Below are 16,958 nucleotides of genomic sequence, written 5' to 3'. Positions count from 1 at the left end.
GTCGGAATCATGGATATTGGGGATTCAGCTTATGTAATCGTATTGTCGGGCTTCGAGCTCTGCTACCGCCATTTCGTTCCGGCGACTTTCAGCTTTTGCCCGGGCATATCCGGCCAAGGATTCACGCAACAAATCCAGACCATCACCTGAGCGCGCACTGAGGCGAACGCGCGCGATATTACCATACTCGTCCTGCTCCACTCCCGGAGAGGCTTCGGTCAAGTCTATCTTGTTCCAGATAATAACCTGACGTACATCACGGGCACCGATTTCCTCAAGAACCTTGTTGACCTCACTGATCTGCTCATCGCGCGCATGACTGGCACTATCCACGATATGCAACAGAAGGTCAGCATCGGTCGCCGCCTCGAGCGTGGCATGAAACGCATCGATCAAGGCGTGAGGCAAATCCCGAATAAAACCCACCGTATCGGAAACCACGATATTGCCGGCGCCTTCAATCCACAGTTTGCGGGACGTGGTATCAAGTGTGGCAAATAACTGATTGGCAGCAAAAACACCTGCGTGGGTCAAGGCATTGAACAAAGTCGACTTGCCGGCATTGGTGTAGCCAACCAGCGAAACACTCAGCACATCACCCCGCGAACGGGCCTTGCGCTGAACGCCACGCTGACGGGTCAGGCGCGCCAGACGTTCCTTGAGCAGCTTGACACGGTTTCCCAACAACCGACGATCGGTTTCCAGCTGCTTTTCGCCCGGGCCACGCATGCCGATGCCACCACGCTGACGCTCCAGGTGAGTCCAACCGCGAACCAGGCGAGTCGAAAGATGCTCGAGCTGTGCCAGTTCAACCTGCAACTTTCCTTCGGCACTGGATGCCCGTAAGGCAAAAATATCAAGAATCAGGCTCGTTCGGTCAACAACCCGACATTTGAGTTCCCGCTCAAGATTGCGTTGCTGGGCCGGTGAAAGTTCATGGTTAAAGATAACCAGATCGGCATCGGCTGCTGCCAGCATTGCAGCCACTTCCTGAACCTTGCCTTTGCCGGCAAATAATTTGGGATCGGGGCTTTGCCGTCGGCCGCCAATTTCAGCGGCAACAATACCGCCAGCCGACTCCGCCAGCAATCGGACCTCCTCCAACTGATCCTCAAGATCAGGTTGTCCGAGATCCAGCTGAACGATGACCGCACGTTCGCCGCCAGCCGGCCGTTCATTCATGATTTTTTGTAGCTATCGGGAGAAACAGCCCGCCCGAAGGGCGGACTTGTCGACAGGCAGGAATTACTCTGCTGCCTGATCTTGCTGCAGGCTGACCGGGCGAGCCGGTACAACCGTGGAGATGGCGTGCTTGTAAACCATCTGGGTGACGGTGTTCTTGAGCAGAACAACGTACTGGTCAAACGATTCAACCTGGCCCTGCAATTTGATCCCGTTGACCAGGTAAATCGAAACGGGAACGTGCTCGCGACGAAGAGCGTTGAGGAAGGGGTCTTGTAAAAGTTGCCCTTTGTTGCTCATGGTGTGGACTCCATGTGTGTTGTTATGAGGTGCCTAATGTACCGAAAATTACTTCAGCGTGGCGAAGAATTTGCTGATTACTTTTTATCCTTGTCAGCAAACGGATTTTTTGCCGTAACAAATTGAATCCGCAAAGGAGTTCCCTGCAATTTGAAGGCTTCGCGGAAAGTATGTTCGAGATAACGACGATAACTGTCAGCGATCTGATCCACCGCGTTACCATGCACCACGATGATCGGCGGATTGGATCCCCCCTGGTGCGCATAGCGCGGCTTGGGACGAAATACACCATGCTTCGGCGGCGCCTGCTTGGCAACGGCATCGGCCAGAACACGGGCCAGACGCGGCGTCGACATCTTGGTCATGGCGGCGGCAAATGCGCTATCAACCGAGCGGAAGACAGATTCCAGGCCAATATTTTCCTTGGCCGAAACAAAATGGAATTTGGCAAAGCTGAGGAATTTCAGTTTGCGCTGCAGCGTTTCACGCGTTTGTTCACGCGTGTAGGCATCGAGGCCATCCCACTTGTTGACCGCGACAACCAGGGCTCGGCCAGACTGCACGATGAAGTCGGCAATGTGCGCGTCCTGATCGGAAACGTCGGCCTGGGCATCGACCATCAAGATGACGACATTGGCATCTTCAATCGATTGCAGGGTTTTAACCACCGAAAATTTCTCGATCGACTCGAAAACCTTGCCGCGCTTGCGCATCCCGGCCGTATCAACCAGCACATACTGTTTGCCGCCACGCTCGAAATCAATTTCGATCGAGTCCCGCGTGGTCCCCGGCGCATCAAAAGCGATGACCCGCTCTTCACCCAGCAGCGTATTGATCATTGTTGATTTGCCAACATTCGGACGACCGACGATGGCGACGCGAATGGCGGACGATTGCTCTTCATGCTCATCCGGCTCAGGGAAGGCTTCAAGTGCCAGCTCGACCAAACCACGGACACCTTCGCCGTGTGCTGCCGAAATCGCATTCGGCTCACCCAGACCCAGCTCATGAAAATCCGCTTCGACCATGCCGGAATTCATGCCTTCGGCCTTGTTGACCGCGACAAACACCGGGCGAGCCAGGCGGCGCAATTTATTGGCAATTTCCTTGTCGTGCGGCGTCAGGCCGGTGCGACCATCGACGACAAAAATGACCGCGTCGGCTTCCGCGATGGCCTGCTCGGTCTGGCGCGCCATTTCATGCAGGATGCCTTCCTTGACCAGCGGTTCGAAACCACCGGTATCAACAACCAGATAGGGCTTTGTCCCTAATTTGCCGTGACCGTAATGTCGGTCACGCGTCAACCCGGGCATATCGGCAACGATCGCGTCGCGCGATTTGGTCAGGCGATTGAAAAGAGTGGATTTACCGACATTGGGTCGGCCCACGAGAACGATAGTAGGCTTCATTGAGGCTCGATCAGGCTCACGTTGCCGCCACTGGTTTGCACCAGAAAGCCGGAACCGAGCGGTTGTACGGAAGTACGGACAGGAGTGCCATCAGTTTTCTGACGGGCAACGAAACTGCCATCTTCGCGGGAAAGGAAGTGCACGATACCTTCGGCGTCGGCCACTGCCACATTACCGCGCCGAACAGCTGGCGCAGATACTCGGCGATTCAGCAATTTATCCTGTTTCCACAGGCTGCTGCCGGAAAGCCGGTCAAGTGCGTGGACCGCGCCACGCTCATCGGTTACGAAAAGGTAGCGGCCATCAAGGGCCAAACCGGCGGCCGACGAAACGTCGCGCGACCAGATCATTGCGCCACCCTGGCTCATGTCAAAGCAGGCAACGCGCCCTTGAAAGGCCACGGCACAAATCTGGGTGCCATCGATGACCGGGGTTGCCACAATATCGGCAACCCGATCAAGTTCGGTCGCGCCTTTCGGCAAGGCCACAGCGCCTTCCCAGACAGGCGCGCCGTTCTGGATGGCCAGGGCAACCAGTTTCCCACCAGGGAAACCGACAAAAATAAAACGGTCGGCAAAAATCGGGGCACCGGCGCTGCGGACCGACAAAGCCGGGGTGGATCGCTGATAAACCCACTTGCGCCCGCCATCGGCAGCATCCAGCAGGAAGACACGATTATCGCCGCTCTTTACAGCAACGCCCTCGGCACCGACGACGGGTGCGGCCAGAACTTCGCTCGACACCGGAGCGCGCCACAACAGCTTCCCATCCTCTGCAGAAAAAGCCAGGACTTCACCCTTGGGCGTTCCAACGACAACCAGGCGTTCGTTGGCACCGACACCGGCAGAGACCGGCTGGCCTGCGTTGACTTTCCAGACCGCCTTGCCGGCAACCAGCTTCTGGATGGCTCCATCGCGCCCGGCCACATAAACCGCGTCGCCAACCACGGCTGGTGCAAAAGTGTAATCACCGGCCTTGCCGGCGCTGGCTGACCAGACTGTCCGCACATCCAGACTGGCCACAATCGGCTTGAGTTCGGCCTTCTTGGGGCCGGCGCTCGTGAACGGATTCAGCGAATCAACCGTATCGAAAATTGTCGCACAACCGGACAGCACGAATCCGGCAGCGGCCAGCAAGGACATCAGGCGCGGGGACATCAGGCGGCCTCACCCAGGCTGTCGAGCTTTTGTTGCAGCAATTCGCGCGCAGGACCCGGCTTTTCCTCTGTTTTTCCGAGAGCAGCCTTGTAAGCAGTCCGCGCATCGGCCTTTTTGCCTTGGGCCGCAAGAACATCGCCCTTGAGTTCCTGGAAACGTGCGTCAAATGCAGGTGCATGGGCTACATCGAGGTTTTTCAACGCATCATCGTAGGCTTTTTCATCAAGCTGGATTGCCGCCAAACGCAGACGTGCCATATCCTTCAACTCATCTTTGGCGTTGTCGGCTGCCCAGGACAATTGGGCAATCGCCGTCTTGTTGTCGCCCGCATCGAAAGACTGGCGGGCTGCCTGCAAAGCGCCCAGTGCGGCATAGCTGGTCCGGCCGAATTTTTCAGCCAGCTCACCCGCTGCTGCCTTGACTTTGGCTGCATCGCGCACGGCAACAGCTTGTTCGAGGACAGCATAAACCGCCGAGGCTTGTGCCGTCTGATTGCGCTGATACCAATTCCAGCCTTGCCACCCGATCACGGCAACGGAAGCAGCCACCACCACGGTAGTGACCAGATTGCCATACATGTTCCACCAGGTTTTCAGGGTTTCAATCTGTTCCTGCTCTTCGAGGTCGTAATGCGCCATGAGCTTATTCCTCTTCGCTATCTTCGTCTGAATCGATCAACTGACCGATGATGGCTTCCGCCAGATCATCGACCTTGAGTTTTTGCTGCGCAACACCTTCGGCACGCAACGATTTAAGCTGGGCTTCCCCGGTCGACGCTTCATCATCGCCAATAATGACAGCAAAACCGGCACCGCTGCCATCGGCCTTTTTCATCTGCGACTTGAAACTGCCGCCACCGCAATGCAGCAGCACATCAATGCCCTGATCGCGCAGCCCTTCAGCAACGCGGAAAGCCAGACGACCGGCCGCCTCGCCCTGATGCACCAGATAGACATCCGGCGCAGGTGCTGCTGGCTCACCACCGGAATCCTTGATCAAGGCGATCAGGCGTTCGATGCCCATGGCAAAGCCACAGGCCGGCGTCGGTTTGCCGCCCAGCTGTTCGACCAGGCCGTCGTAACGGCCGCCGGCACAGACCGTCCCCTGGGCGCCAAGCTTGTCGGTGACCCATTCGAAAACAGTCAGGTTGTAATAATCGAGGCCGCGAACCAGACGCGGATTCACCGTGAAAGCGATACCGGCATCGCGCAGGATGCGCTGAACGCCTTCGAAATGGGCCAGCGATTCAGCCCCGAGATAATCAATCAGCTTCGGTGCCGCGGCACAGAGTTCCTGCATGGCCGGATTCTTGGTATCAAGAATGCGCAACGGATTGGTGTGCAAACGACGCTTGGCGTCTTCGTCGAGCAGGTCGGCACTGGCTTCAAAATAGGTGATCAGCGCAGCACGATGCTGAGCACGCTCGGCCGGCTGGCCCAGGCTATTGATCTGCAACGCAATATCTTCCAGGCCGAGATCGGCCCACAGGCGTGCCCCCATCAGGATCATTTCGGCATCGATATCCGGCCCGGCAATGCCGAAAGACTCGACCCCAACCTGGTGGAACTGGCGGTAGCGCCCTTTTTGCGGCCGCTCGTGGCGGAACATCTGGCCGATGTAGTAAAGGCGCTGCGTCTGGCGTGCGGCCAGATTGTGCTCAATCACGGCGCGGACGCAACCGGCTGTACCTTCCGGGCGCAGGGTCAGTGCTTCGCCGTTCAGGCCGTCGATGAAGGAATACATTTCCTTTTCAACGATATCGGTCACTTCGCCAATGGCGCGCTTGAACAGCGGCGTCGGCTCGACGATGGGCATGCGGATCGGGCGATAGCCATAGGCTTTCAACCACGAACGGATGGTGTCCTCGAACAGTTCCCAAAAGGCGGCTTCGTCGGGCAGGATGTCGTTCATCCCGCGCACGGCTTGCAATGTTTGACTCATGACTTCAGTTTCTTGGTGTAGGTGCGCTCAACATAGCGCTCGATGATTTGCTTGAATTCGTTGGCGATATTGTCGCCCTTGAGGGTGACCGTCTTTTCGCCATCTTCGTAAACTGGGGCCGAAGGGGCCTCGCCGGTACCTGGCAAGGAAATGCCGATATTGGCATGCTTCGACTCGCCCGGACCATTGACGATACAGCCCATGACGGCCAGCGTCATGTTTTCGGCACCGTCATATTGCAGCTTCCATTCTGGCATTTTGGCGCGCACAAAGTCCTGCACCTCGCCGGCCAGTTCCTGGAAGAAGGTCGAGGTCGTCCGGCCGCAACCGGGGCAGGCCGCAACCATTGGCGTGAAGGCTCGCAGCCCCATGGTCTGCAGGATTTCCTGGGCGACGATGACTTCCTGCGAGCGCGAACCGCCCGGCTCCGGCGTCAGCGAAACGCGAATGGTGTCGCCGATGCCTTCCTGCAGCAAAACGGATAATGCCGCGGTCGACGCGACAATACCCTTGGATCCCATCCCGGCTTCGGTCAAGCCGAGATGCAGGGCGTAATCGGCCCGCTTCGACAATTCGCGGTAAATCGCGATCAGGTCCTGAACGCTGGACACCTTGCAGGAGAGAATGATTTTTTCCTGCGCCATGCCGACTTCTTCAGCCTTGGCAGCAGATTCAAGTGCCGAAGTAACCATCGCATGACGCATCATCTGGGTTGCATCGAGCGGTTCGGCCTTGCGGCTGTTTTCATCCATGATGCGCGCCAGCAGCTCCTGGTCAAGACTTCCCCAGTTCACCCCGATGCGCACCGGTTTATCGTATTTGCAAGCCAACTCGACCATTTGGGCAAACTGCTCGTCCTTCTTCTTGCCGAACCCGACATTTCCCGGATTGATCCGGTACTTGGCCAGCGCTTCGGCACAGGCAGGATACTCGGTTAGCAGGCGATGGCCGTTGTAATGGAAATCACCAATCAACGGCACATTGCAATTCATCCGGTCAAGATGCTCTCGGATACGGGGAACAGCCGCCGCTGCCTCAAGCGTGTTCACCGTGATACGCACCAACTCTGAACCAGCACGGGCCAACTCGGCACACTGGATGGCGGTGGCCAGATAGTCGGCAGTATCGGTATTGGTCATCGACTGGACGACAACTGGCGCATCGCCGCCCATTTTTACATGGCCGATCGCAGTCGACCGCGTCAAACGCTTGCTCAAAGCGGACATAACTTACTCCAGCACCAGACGGGCCACATCGCCACGGGTATGCGGGACCAGATCAATCAACTCTCCGCGCCAGTAGAGCTTGACGCCCGGCGCATAACCAATCACCAGAGAAAGCGGCCCCTGCCCTGCAACCTGGCGCTCGGCACCACTTCCCGGACGCTGGGAAAAGATGATCCGGTCGTCACGGTCGCGGACCTCAACCCAGGATTCTTTATCGAAAACAAAACGCAGCTGTGCCGCACCGGCAACCGGTGCTTTTTGCTCGCTGGCAGCTGCAGCCACCGGCGTTGCGGCAGGAGCGGCAGGTACAGCCACTTCGGCTGGCGCTGCCGGCATGGGCTCAGCTTGCGGATTCATGATTTGCTGCGGCGTCGAACCCGGCGGAAAAACCGGTTCCGGCGCAGAGGCAGGAGCGACCGGCGCGGGCGCTTCCTTGCGGGCAAAAGAGTCGAGCAAACCCTGCGTACTTTCGCGCAACGAAGACAAATCATGCGGCAGGAGGAAGTAAACCAGCGCAGCCACGGCAACCAAGCCGATTCCAGAGAGAATGACGGCACGGTCACGACGTGAAATCGAGCCACCGGTCTGCGGCATCGAGCCCAGACGGCCTTCAGGCACAGCCAGTGTCTTGGCCGGTTTTTCAAGAATGCTGTCGAGTTGCAGCATCAGCGGCCCCGCATCGACCTGAAGCAATCGTGCGTAATTGCGCACGAAACCGCGGATGAAGGTTTGTCCTGGCAAGCCCTGCCAATCGCCATTTTCAAGCGCTTCAATCTGACGCACGCCCAATTTCAGCGTCTGCGCCACATCGGGCAAGGCAAGGCCACGGGCCAACCTTGCACTACGCAACTGCTGGCCGACACTGACCGTCGGCGGTGCCTCGGCTTCAATATTGAGGACAGGAATTTCTCCCTCGTTAAGCTGCTCACTCATTAAAAATTACCTTTGAGGAATTCCTGATATTCGGGCGATGTCGGGTGACGACTACGCAATTGCGCCGCATAACTACCTTCGGCAACCCGATTGCCGAGCTTGCGCTCAAGGCGGACACCGAGCCACAGGGCTTCGGCGGAAGGTTGCCCCATCATTTTCAAAGAGTCGGTCAGATAAACCCGTGACTCTTCAAGATTTCCGCGCTGGTAAAACAGACTGGCCAGTTGGAAGCGGGCAGAAACAGCCTCGTCGCGCGCAAAACGTAATGCTTGCAGCAAATAATTCTGTGCCCCGTCAAGATCACCGGCCTTGAGTGCGCAAGTTCCGGCATTGGTATAAGCCCGGTCCGGCGTTTCGTAGAGGGAGCTCTTGAGAGCATTCAGGAAGTAGGCAATCGACTGCCGTTCCTTGCCCGTCTCGCACAGATACCAACCGTAGTTGTTATTGACCTCAGGGTCGTTCGGCGCAATTTCCAGCGCCCGCCTGAAATCGGCTTCAGCGCGGGCATATTCCTTGAGATTGGCATACACCAGGCCACGCACACTGTAGGCTTGCACGTATCCCGAATCGGCTTCAAGGGCAATGCGCAACTCATCGAGTGCCACCGACATGTTGCCGCCCTGGAAATACATGGAGCCCAGTTCAGTATGGATTTTTGCCCGATTCTTGGGGTCGCTTGAACTTTGATTACGCGGATTGGAAGGCGCGTCAAAATTACTCTGCGCCTGGACCCCGAAGACACACAAGGCCAGCAGGCAGGCTCCGGCCGCGCGCCGGGACAAAGAGAACAGTTTCACGCGCTTTCCTCCTTGATTCGAATAACACGTCCGGCCGTCCGCTTGGTCTTGTCCTGAACCTGCCCGGCCAACTGGCCGCATGCGGCATCGATATCATCACCCCGCGTCTTACGCGTCGTCGTAATGATGCCAGCCTGCATCAGGATATCGGCAAAACGGCGCACCCGCTCGGCCGGGGAGCGCTTGAATGGCGAACCCGGGAAGGGATTGAAGGGAATCAGGTTGAACTTGCACGGCACATGCTTGACCAGCGCCAGCAATTCGCGGGCGTGGGCATCGCTGTCGTTGATACCGTCGAGCATGACGTACTCGAAGGTAATGAAATCGCGTGGCGCCTTTTCCAGATAACGCTGGCAGGCGGCCATCAGTTCCTTCAGCGGATACTTCTGGTTGATCGGCACCAGTTCGTCGCGCAGCTTGTCATTCGGCGCGTGCAGTGAAACTGCCAGGGCGACCGGGCATTCGTCGCGCAGTCGATCCATCACCGGCACCAGACCGGACGTCGAGACCGTAACGCGGCGACGCGACAGACCGTAAGCGTTGTCGTCGAGCATCAGCTTCAAGGCGGCAACGGAATTCTCGAAATTAGCCAGTGGCTCGCCCATGCCCATCAGCACGACATTGGAAATGACCCGTTCGTCACCGTGGACCGCGCCAAGCGCATTGTTGGCCTGCCACACCTGACCGATGATTTCGGCCACCGTCAGGTTACGGTTGAAACCTTGCTTGCCGGTTGAACAGAAGGCGCAATCGAGCGCACAACCAGCCTGGGTCGACACGCACAGCGTGCCGCGATCGTCTTCGGGAATGAATACCGTTTCAACGGCATTATTGTTGCCAACATCGATCAGAAACTTGCGCGTGCCGTCATCCGACAGCTTGTCGGAGACGACGGCAGGCGGCGCCACGACCGCCGTCGCCTTGAGCTTCTCGCGAAGACTCTTGGCGATATCGGTCATGGCGTCGAAGTCCGCCACCCCGGAACGATGCATCCAGCGCAACACTTGCTTGGCCCGGAAGGGTTTTTCACCCTGCTCGGCAAACCAGGCAGTCAGGCTTTCGCCATCGAAATCCAGCAGATTGACGGTCATCGATTACTGCTTAGCGGCCAGCGTAAACGTTCAGGCCCGGGAAGAAGAACGCAACTTCAACAGCGGCGGTTTCCGGAGCGTCAGAGCCGTGCACGGCGTTGGCGTCGATCGACTCGGCGAAGTCAGCACGGATGGTGCCCGGTGCGGCTTCCTTCGGGTTGGTGGCGCCCATCAGTTCGCGATTCTTGGCGATGGCGTTTTCGCCTTCGAGCACTTGAACCATGACCGGACCGGAGGTCATGAAGGAGACCAGATCCTTGAAGAACGGACGGGCCTTGTGCACGGCGTAGAACTGGCCGGCTTCCTGTTCGGACAACCAAACCATCTTGGAAGCAACGATCTTCAGACCGTTGGATTCAAAACGGGAATAAATCTTGCCAATAACGTTCTTGGCAACAGCATCGGGTTTGATGATGGAGAGGGCGAGTTCGATAGCCATTTAATTGCTCCGCAAAAGCTAGTCAGTTGAAAAACCGGTAATTTTAGCAGATAAGCGGCAGAAAAACCCGGCTCACTGACCGGCCGTTTTGCCGACCTCAAGGCTGCGCAAGGGCTCACGCAAGGAAGCAAAATCACGCGGTGCAACGTACTGAAGCAATTCCTTGCCATCCGTATCGACCACGACATCCAGACCGCGCTGCGGATAAAGCAGATGCACCCGCTTTTCGGAGACAACAAGACGCTCATCCGGCTGACCAAAACGCTGGACGATCGTTGCTTCGTCCAGATTGATCGTCGGCACCACGCTGATCGCCTTGATGCGCATGCTGCCGGCCGAAGCCAAGTCATCAGGATGGAGCGTGATCTTGCGTGTCGTACTTTCCATATGCTTGGCCTTCAGGGCGCGTTCGCGCATGGCAGAAATCGCATCAGCCGGCAGGTCGACCGTGACAATCACCTTGGCCATGACGAAACCCAGCGAAACCTGGGCGTAGTAACCTTCGAGCATCCCGACTTCATTGGGCTCGGCAACGATTGCCACCTCGATTTCGTTACCCAGCTGACGACGAACATCGGCCAGGGTGCTACCCCCAGGCTGCAGACCGAAAACACGGCTCCCGCCCTGACCATCCGTCTCGATTTGCCAGGGCAGATTGCTGTTCGGGTCCACACCTTCCACCTTGCCGGTGGCCGGCAGGAAAAATGGAACAATCAGCGCAACAAGTACAAAGGCAATCAGCGAGAGGGCAAATTTCATGATCTGTCGATTCGGTTCGGGACGCCGGATTGTGCCACAGCAACCCCCTGCCCTCCGCGCCAATCAGCGGGCTGACCGCGCGACCGGATAATCCAGCAGATACTGGGCGGTCACGGCAGCGAGCATCTCCTGGATACGCTCGCTGCTACTCGCCACATCCCTGGCGGCCCGGCCATCTGCTGAGCGAACGCGCAACTGACTGACCGCCGCATCGAGAAAAACCCACTGGTTCTTGGCCAGAACCAGCGCATCGCGGCTGGCCGGAGAGCTTTCGGCGGCAGATTCGATGGCACTCAACCCGGAGGCGAATTCCTTGCGCGTCTGCTCGAGGTCGACCAGCAAGCCTTGCGACTGATCGCCGGCCTGAACCTGCATGTAGAGTCGAGCCAAACGCTGGGCCAGCATGTTTTGCCGGGAAGAAAGATCGAGCAAGCGGCCAACCGGCGTTTCCGCCTCGGCCTCGATCTGCATCGCCAGTTTTCCGGCATGAATCGACAACTCTTCAGCCAGCTGAGTAGCGCGCTCGGCATTGCTTCTCGACACTTGCCGGACGACCACCTGGCGCAGCTCTTGCCAAGCCGCATCGCAACGCCCGAAAGTTCGCTGAACGCCAGGTTTTCTGGCATATCCGTCAAGCCGTCGAAGTTCGGCATCAACCTGGACGATGGCCGAGTCAATCTGTCGCTGGGCAGCAACTTCGCCAACCTTCAATCCAAGCTGCAAATAAAGCTTGGCAATCCGCTGCGCCTGCATGCGGAGCGAGCCTGCGCTGGCAATATCCCGTGCGATCGGAGAAGCATCTGCGGCATGCGACAGCGAGCTACCCAGCAAAGCCCAGCAGATGCCTGCGATAAAAACACACAAAAAACGAGCATTCATGACGACACCGCACCGGCAAAGGGCGGCAATTTGACCATGCACGGATTACATTTTTGTGACATCGCCGGAAATCGGACCAATTCCGCATGTCGACCGCAAGAGAACCAACATAAAAAAGCCCCGGCCGCAGCCGGGGCTGAACGAGTCCATCGATGACTAGAGCATGCCCATGGTGCGCGGCAGCCACAAGGACAAGTCTGGCCAGTAGGTCACAACAACCAGGAAACCGAGCATCGACAGCAGCCACGGCCAGACCGCGATGGTCAGCTCGGTAATCCCCATCTTGGTAATCCCGGAAGCCACGTAGAGATTGAGACCAACCGGCGGGTGACACATGCCGACCTCCATGTTGACCACCATCAGGATGCCGAAGTGCACCGGATGGATACCAAGTGCCACCGCAACCGGGAAAAGGATGGGCGCGAAGATCAGCACGATCGACGACGGTTCCATGAAATTACCGGCAAGCAGCAGGATCACATTCACCGCGAGCAAGAAGGTGATGACGCCCAGACCATTGCCCAGCATCCAGTCGGCCAGCGCCTGCGGGATGTTTTCATTGGTCATGATGAAAGAGAACAAGACGGCATTGGTGATGATGTAGAGCAGCATCGCCGACATGTTGGCCGAATTGAGCAGCACCTTCGGCACATCCTTCAGACCCAGATCCTTGTAGATGAAAACGGCGCAAATAAAGGCGTAGACCGCGGACATTGCTGCCGCTTCGGTCGGTGTGAAGACGCCGGAGTAAATCCCGCCCATCACGACGACGATCAGCAACAACCCCCAGACCGAAGCGCGGAAAGACGCCCAGCGCTCACCCCAGGTTGCCTTCGGCTGACGCGGATAGTCAAACTTCTTGGCGCGATACCAGGTCACACCGCCCAACACCCCAGCCAGGGCCAAACCTGGAATCACCCCGGCCATGAACAGGGCGCCGACCGAGGTATTGGTCGCCACCGAGTACATCACCATGACAATGGACGGCGGGATCAGGATGCCGAGCGCCCCCGAGGTGGCAATGACGCCCGCCCCGAACTTGTTCGGAAAGCCCGCCTTGACCATCGCCGGCAGCAGGATCGAACCGATCGCCACCACCGTTGCCGGGCTGGAACCCGAAACCGCAGCGAACAGCGCACAGGCCAGCACGCCAGCCAGACCGAGACCGCCATACCAGTGACCGACCATCGACGTGGCGAAATTGATCATCCGCTTGGCCACCCCGCCGTGGGTCAGGAAATTCCCGGCCAGGATGAAGAAGGGAATGGCCATGATCTCGAACTTCTCGATGCCCGTGAACAGCTTGAGTGCAACCGACTCAAGCGGCACCTGGGTCATCGTGAACAGGAAGCTGAGCACCGTCAAACCCAGCGAAATCGAGATCGGCATGCCGGTCAGCATGAGCACTGCCAGCAGGGTAAAAATCACAAGGGCGTTCATGATTGGTCGCTCCCTTTTTTGTCATTCTGGCGCTCACCAACCATCGGATGCTTGAGATCGTGCATGTGCAGATTGTCGTCCATGCCGTAAAGATTGACGTTAACCGGTGGTTTTTCATCCTCCAGGCCATCGACATGACCGTGATCGTGGTGCGGCAACTCTCCGGTTTTCAGGAAACTCCAAGTCACCTGCAGGAAGCGGAAGCTCATCAACGACGAGCCCAGCGGAATGGCGCTATAAACGATCCAGGTCGGCCACTCAAGGTCAGGCGTCGTCGGCCCTTCGTAGTTGTCGCCGGTATCAATCCCGAAAAATTGGAAAATGGCGTAGTGCGCACCGTTTTCCCAGACAAAATTCGCACCAAGGGTGGCCACGATACCGGTGAAGGTCGCACCAGCCAGCAGGCCGAAAACGATGAATTTCCCACGCATCTTGTCATCAAGCCGATTGATCAACACATCGACGCCAACGTGGATGCCGGTCCGCACGCCATAAGCGGCACCAAACTTTGCCATCCAGACAAACATGATGATGCACAACTCCTGCGCCCAACTGAAATTGAGCGTCAGCAGCCAATCCTGCAAGACAGGAATTTCGACGCCAGCCATGTAACGGTGCGCCACCGAGATGAAGATGATGACGGTCGCCGCGCCCATCAGCAGCGTGACCAGCAACTCTTCAAGATGATTGAGTGCCCTGTTCAACATAGGTTATTCCCCCATTCGTGACTCGGGGGCCTGCGCCCCCGATTTTGTTGCACTGGCGCTTAGAGACTGTCTGGCTTGAAGCCGGTGTCCTTGTAGACCGCTTGAATGACATCCTTGCCAACGCGACCTTCCATCTTCTGATGGACCGGCACCAGGGCTTTCTTGAAAGCCAGGCGCTCTTCCTTGGTCGGCACGTAGACCGTCGTCTTGCCACTCTTCTTCACCGCTTCGAGGGAACTTTCGTTTTCAACCTTGGCGATCTGGTTGGCATAACGCGTAGCCTGCTCCATGGCATCTTCCAACTGCCCGCGCACATCCGCCGGCAAACCGTCCCAGAACTTCTTGTTCACGATGACGGCGTAGCCCAGGTAACCATGCTCGGTCAGCGTCAGATGCTTCTGGACTTCATGCATTTTCTGGGTGTAAAGATTGGAAATCGGGTTTTCCGTACCGTCGACCACGCCAGTCTGCAAAGCCTGATACACCTCGGAGAAAGCCATTACCTGTGGCAGGCCACCAAGCGCGCGCACTTCCTCTTCGAGCACCTTCGAGGACTGGATACGCAGTTTCTTGCCTTTCAGATCAGCCGGGGTCTTGACCGGTGTGTTCAGAGAGAAGGACTTGAAACCATTGTCCCAATATCCCAGACCGCGGATACCCTTGGGTTCGAGCTTGGCCAGCAGTTGCTTGCCGACGGCGCCATTGGTCACCTTGCGCAGCGCATCGTAGTCACTGAAGATAAACGGCAAGTCGAAGACTTCGAATTCCTTGACGCCAAGCGGCCCAAACTTGGCCAGCGACGGCGCCAGCATCTGGACGGCGCCCAGTTGCAAGGCCTCCATTTCTTCCTTGTCCTTGTACAAGGTTGAGTTGGCATAAACCTCGACCTTGACCTTGCCCTTGGTCAGTTCGCCAGCCTTTTTGGCAAACATTTCGGCGGCCTTGCCCTTTGGCGTATCGGCAGCCACAACGTGGCTGAACTTGATCACGATCGGCTGCTGGGCATAAGCGGCAATCGACACCATACCGGCGAACAGCCCGATCATCAGTTTTGAAATTTTCATATTTTTCTCCTCCAGAGAGTAATAGCGCTGCATTTAGACTTGCAGCTGAGTGAAAGTATTACTAAATATATAACCGGCGCGTATTGTGGTTATCCACAACATCCTGCCGCCACGCAAATTTCAGGCATAAAAAAACCGCCGGACCAGCCGGCGGTTTTATCTGACGCTTGAATGTCTTAATGGTGCTCGACAATCGGGCGCGGACTATGAGGAATCGGCGGGATATCGTTATCGTCCAGCACCAGTTCGGGGTAGTCAGCCTCATCCTGCGTTTCGCCATTAAGCACGGCATCGAGCTTTTCGGCATCCAGCGCCTTGCACCACTTGGCAACAACCAGCGTTGCCACGCTGTTGCCGATGAAGTTGGTCAGCGCACGTGCTTCGGACATGAAACGGTCGATACCCAGGATCAGGGCCAGGCCGGCCACTGGCACGGTACCGACGGCAGACAAGGTTGCCGCCAGAACGATAAAGCCACTCCCTGTAACGCCAGCCGCACCTTTTGAGGTGAGCAGCAAAATGACCAGCAAAGTGATCTGGTGCTGCAAGTCCAGCGGGGTATTGGTTGCCTGGGCGATGAAGATGGCGGCCATCGTCAGATAGATCGAGGTGCCATCGAGATTGAAGGAGTAGCCGGTCGGCACAACCAGACCGACGACCGATTTTTCAGCACCGGCATTTTCCATCTTGGCCATCAGACGCGGCAAAGCGGATTCCGAAGAGGAAGTGCCAAGCACCAGGAACAACTCTTCCTTGATGTACTTGATCAGCTTGATGATCGAGAAGCCATGGAATGCAGCAATACTACCCAACACGCCAAAGATAAAGATGACGCAGGTCAGGTAGAAAGCGCCCATCAGACTGGCCAGCTGGGTCAGGCTGCCGACACCATGCTTGCCGATGGTATAAGCCATCGCACCGAAAGCACCGATCGGAGCCACTTTCATGATCACACCGACAATGCCGAACAGCACGTGCGACAGTTTTTCGATCAATTCAAAAACCGGCTTGCCCCGTTCACCAAAAGCATGCATCGAGTAACCGAACAGGATCGAGAAAAACAGGACCTGCAGCATGTCGCCCTTGGCAAAAGCATCAACCACGCTGGTCGGGATGATGTTCATCAGGAAGTCGGTGGTCGACTGCATCTGGCCCGGTGCAGCGTACTTGGCAATTCCCTTGGTATCGAGTGTCGAAGGATCGACATTCATGCCAACACCCGGCTGCCAGAAATTGACGACGATCAGGCCGATGACCAAGGCAATCGTGCTGACGACCTCAAAGTACAAAACGGCGAGACCACCCGTCTTGCCGACTTTTTTCATGTCTTCCATGCCGGCAATGCCGACCACGATGGTACAGAAGATGATCGGTGCGATGATCATCTTGATCAGCTTGATGAAGCCATCGCCGAGCGGTTTCATCGCCGCACCGGTTTCGGGGTAGAAATGCCCCAGCGAAACACCAATGATGATCGCGATGATCACCTGAAAATATAGACTTTTATAAACCGCTTTTTTTGCCATGGAACCTAGCCCCTTTGGTGACAACCCTCGAATAACTCACGATTTTGCGGGCGCAAGTATCGTCAGATGCAACTCATTTCACCATTGTGGATATCCGTATTGTGGATA

Annotated in this window: 17 protein-coding genes; all 17 read right to left on the bottom strand. The window is 57.1% G+C overall.

The genetic code is table 11. The annotated features are described in order from the left end of the window. Positions 1 to 24: 24 nt before the first annotated feature. Positions 25 to 1,182, bottom strand: a complete 1,158-nt coding sequence (hflX, locus tag GBK02_RS07295; protein WP_203469068.1) for a GTPase HflX — start codon at positions 1,180 to 1,182, stop codon at positions 25 to 27. Between the two features lie 63 nt (positions 1,183 to 1,245). Further along, a complete protein-coding gene (gene hfq, locus GBK02_RS07290; protein ID WP_203469067.1) occupies positions 1,246 to 1,482 on the bottom strand; it encodes an RNA chaperone Hfq in 237 nt (78 codons plus the stop codon). 77 nt (positions 1,483 to 1,559) lie between these two features. Next, positions 1,560 to 2,891, bottom strand: a complete 1,332-nt coding sequence (gene der, locus GBK02_RS07285; RefSeq protein WP_203469066.1) for a ribosome biogenesis GTPase Der — start codon at positions 2,889 to 2,891, stop codon at positions 1,560 to 1,562. Continuing rightward, positions 2,888 to 4,048, bottom strand: a complete 1,161-nt coding sequence (bamB, locus tag GBK02_RS07280) for an outer membrane protein assembly factor BamB (RefSeq protein WP_203469065.1) — start codon at positions 4,046 to 4,048, stop codon at positions 2,888 to 2,890. Before bamB ends, der begins: the two co-directional genes overlap by 4 nt. After that, the gene (locus GBK02_RS07275; protein WP_203469064.1) at positions 4,048 to 4,686 is read right to left on the bottom strand and encodes a tetratricopeptide repeat protein; all 639 of its coding nucleotides are present in this window, start codon (positions 4,684 to 4,686) and stop codon (positions 4,048 to 4,050) included. The genes bamB and GBK02_RS07275 overlap by 1 nt, the downstream gene beginning before the upstream one ends. A 4-nt stretch (positions 4,687 to 4,690) precedes the next feature. Then, positions 4,691 to 5,989, bottom strand: a complete 1,299-nt coding sequence (hisS, locus tag GBK02_RS07270) for a histidine--tRNA ligase (RefSeq protein WP_203469063.1) — start codon at positions 5,987 to 5,989, stop codon at positions 4,691 to 4,693. Further along, positions 5,986 to 7,215 carry a flavodoxin-dependent (E)-4-hydroxy-3-methylbut-2-enyl-diphosphate synthase gene (gene ispG, locus GBK02_RS07265; RefSeq protein ID WP_203469062.1) on the bottom strand — a complete coding sequence of 410 codons (1,230 nt, stop codon included), beginning with the start codon at positions 7,213 to 7,215 and terminating at the stop codon, positions 5,986 to 5,988. The genes hisS and ispG overlap by 4 nt, the downstream gene beginning before the upstream one ends. Positions 7,216 to 7,218: 3 nt before the next feature. Beyond that, positions 7,219 to 8,148 carry a helix-turn-helix domain-containing protein gene (locus GBK02_RS07260; RefSeq protein ID WP_203469061.1) on the bottom strand — a complete coding sequence of 310 codons (930 nt, stop codon included), beginning with the start codon at positions 8,146 to 8,148 and terminating at the stop codon, positions 7,219 to 7,221. Beyond that, the gene (pilW, locus tag GBK02_RS07255; RefSeq protein ID WP_203469060.1) at positions 8,148 to 8,945 is read right to left on the bottom strand and encodes a type IV pilus biogenesis/stability protein PilW; all 798 of its coding nucleotides are present in this window, start codon (positions 8,943 to 8,945) and stop codon (positions 8,148 to 8,150) included. Before pilW ends, GBK02_RS07260 begins: the two co-directional genes overlap by 1 nt. Next, on the bottom strand, positions 8,942 to 10,036 hold the full coding sequence (gene rlmN / locus GBK02_RS07250) for a 23S rRNA (adenine(2503)-C(2))-methyltransferase RlmN (protein WP_203469059.1): 1,095 nt from the start codon (positions 10,034 to 10,036) through the stop codon (positions 8,942 to 8,944). The genes pilW and rlmN overlap by 4 nt, the downstream gene beginning before the upstream one ends. A gap of 10 nt (positions 10,037 to 10,046) precedes the next feature. Beyond that, complete coding sequence (gene ndk / locus GBK02_RS07245; RefSeq protein ID WP_203469058.1) at positions 10,047 to 10,475, bottom strand: nucleoside-diphosphate kinase; 429 nt, start codon at positions 10,473 to 10,475, stop codon at positions 10,047 to 10,049. Positions 10,476 to 10,547: 72 nt separating this feature from the next. Continuing rightward, on the bottom strand, positions 10,548 to 11,234 hold the full coding sequence (locus GBK02_RS07240) for a hypothetical protein (protein ID WP_203469057.1): 687 nt from the start codon (positions 11,232 to 11,234) through the stop codon (positions 10,548 to 10,550). Between the two features lie 63 nt (positions 11,235 to 11,297). Next, positions 11,298 to 12,113 (bottom strand): type IV pili methyl-accepting chemotaxis transducer N-terminal domain-containing protein, encoded by an 816-nt coding sequence (locus GBK02_RS07235; protein ID WP_203469056.1) that lies wholly within the window; start codon positions 12,111 to 12,113, stop codon positions 11,298 to 11,300. A gap of 156 nt (positions 12,114 to 12,269) precedes the next feature. Further along, complete coding sequence (locus GBK02_RS07230; protein WP_203469055.1) at positions 12,270 to 13,553, bottom strand: TRAP transporter large permease; 1,284 nt, start codon at positions 13,551 to 13,553, stop codon at positions 12,270 to 12,272. Then, the gene (locus tag GBK02_RS07225; protein WP_371810510.1) at positions 13,550 to 14,260 is read right to left on the bottom strand and encodes a TRAP transporter small permease; all 711 of its coding nucleotides are present in this window, start codon (positions 14,258 to 14,260) and stop codon (positions 13,550 to 13,552) included. The genes GBK02_RS07230 and GBK02_RS07225 overlap by 4 nt, the downstream gene beginning before the upstream one ends. A 59-nt stretch (positions 14,261 to 14,319) precedes the next feature. Beyond that, positions 14,320 to 15,324, bottom strand: coding sequence for a TRAP transporter substrate-binding protein (locus tag GBK02_RS07220; protein WP_203469054.1), 1,005 nt, complete (start codon positions 15,322 to 15,324; stop codon positions 14,320 to 14,322). 176 nt (positions 15,325 to 15,500) lie between these two features. Beyond that, on the bottom strand, positions 15,501 to 16,850 hold the full coding sequence (locus tag GBK02_RS07215) for a dicarboxylate/amino acid:cation symporter (RefSeq protein ID WP_203469053.1): 1,350 nt from the start codon (positions 16,848 to 16,850) through the stop codon (positions 15,501 to 15,503). Between the last annotated feature and the right edge of the window lie 108 nt (positions 16,851 to 16,958).

Source organism: Dechloromonas sp. TW-R-39-2, from assembly GCF_016864195.1.
Taxonomy (GTDB): domain Bacteria; phylum Pseudomonadota; class Gammaproteobacteria; order Burkholderiales; family Rhodocyclaceae; genus Azonexus.
This window is presented reverse-complemented; position numbering and strand designations above follow the sequence as displayed.

Coding starts and splice junctions, on each gene's coding strand:
- GBK02_RS07235 (WP_203469056.1), bottom strand. CDS start 12,113: ATGAATGCTCGTTTTTTGTGTGTTTTTATCGCAGGCATCTGCTGGGCT.
- GBK02_RS07260 (WP_203469061.1), bottom strand. CDS start 8,148: ATGAGTGAGCAGCTTAACGAGGGAGAAATTCCTGTCCTCAATATTGAA.
- hisS (WP_203469063.1), bottom strand. CDS start 5,989: ATGAGTCAAACATTGCAAGCCGTGCGCGGGATGAACGACATCCTGCCC.
- der (WP_203469066.1), bottom strand. CDS start 2,891: ATGAAGCCTACTATCGTTCTCGTGGGCCGACCCAATGTCGGTAAATCC.
- GBK02_RS07240 (WP_203469057.1), bottom strand. CDS start 11,234: ATGAAATTTGCCCTCTCGCTGATTGCCTTTGTACTTGTTGCGCTGATT.
- hflX (WP_203469068.1), bottom strand. CDS start 1,182: ATGAATGAACGGCCGGCTGGCGGCGAACGTGCGGTCATCGTTCAGCTG.
- ndk (WP_203469058.1), bottom strand. CDS start 10,475: ATGGCTATCGAACTCGCCCTCTCCATCATCAAACCCGATGCTGTTGCC.
- GBK02_RS07275 (WP_203469064.1), bottom strand. CDS start 4,686: ATGGCGCATTACGACCTCGAAGAGCAGGAACAGATTGAAACCCTGAAA.
- GBK02_RS07215 (WP_203469053.1), bottom strand. CDS start 16,850: ATGGCAAAAAAAGCGGTTTATAAAAGTCTATATTTTCAGGTGATCATC.
- GBK02_RS07230 (WP_203469055.1), bottom strand. CDS start 13,553: ATGAACGCCCTTGTGATTTTTACCCTGCTGGCAGTGCTCATGCTGACC.
- GBK02_RS07225 (WP_371810510.1), bottom strand. CDS start 14,260: ATGTTGAACAGGGCACTCAATCATCTTGAAGAGTTGCTGGTCACGCTG.
- bamB (WP_203469065.1), bottom strand. CDS start 4,048: ATGTCCCCGCGCCTGATGTCCTTGCTGGCCGCTGCCGGATTCGTGCTG.
- ispG (WP_203469062.1), bottom strand. CDS start 7,215: ATGTCCGCTTTGAGCAAGCGTTTGACGCGGTCGACTGCGATCGGCCAT.
- hfq (WP_203469067.1), bottom strand. CDS start 1,482: ATGAGCAACAAAGGGCAACTTTTACAAGACCCCTTCCTCAACGCTCTT.
- rlmN (WP_203469059.1), bottom strand. CDS start 10,036: ATGACCGTCAATCTGCTGGATTTCGATGGCGAAAGCCTGACTGCCTGG.
- GBK02_RS07220 (WP_203469054.1), bottom strand. CDS start 15,324: ATGAAAATTTCAAAACTGATGATCGGGCTGTTCGCCGGTATGGTGTCG.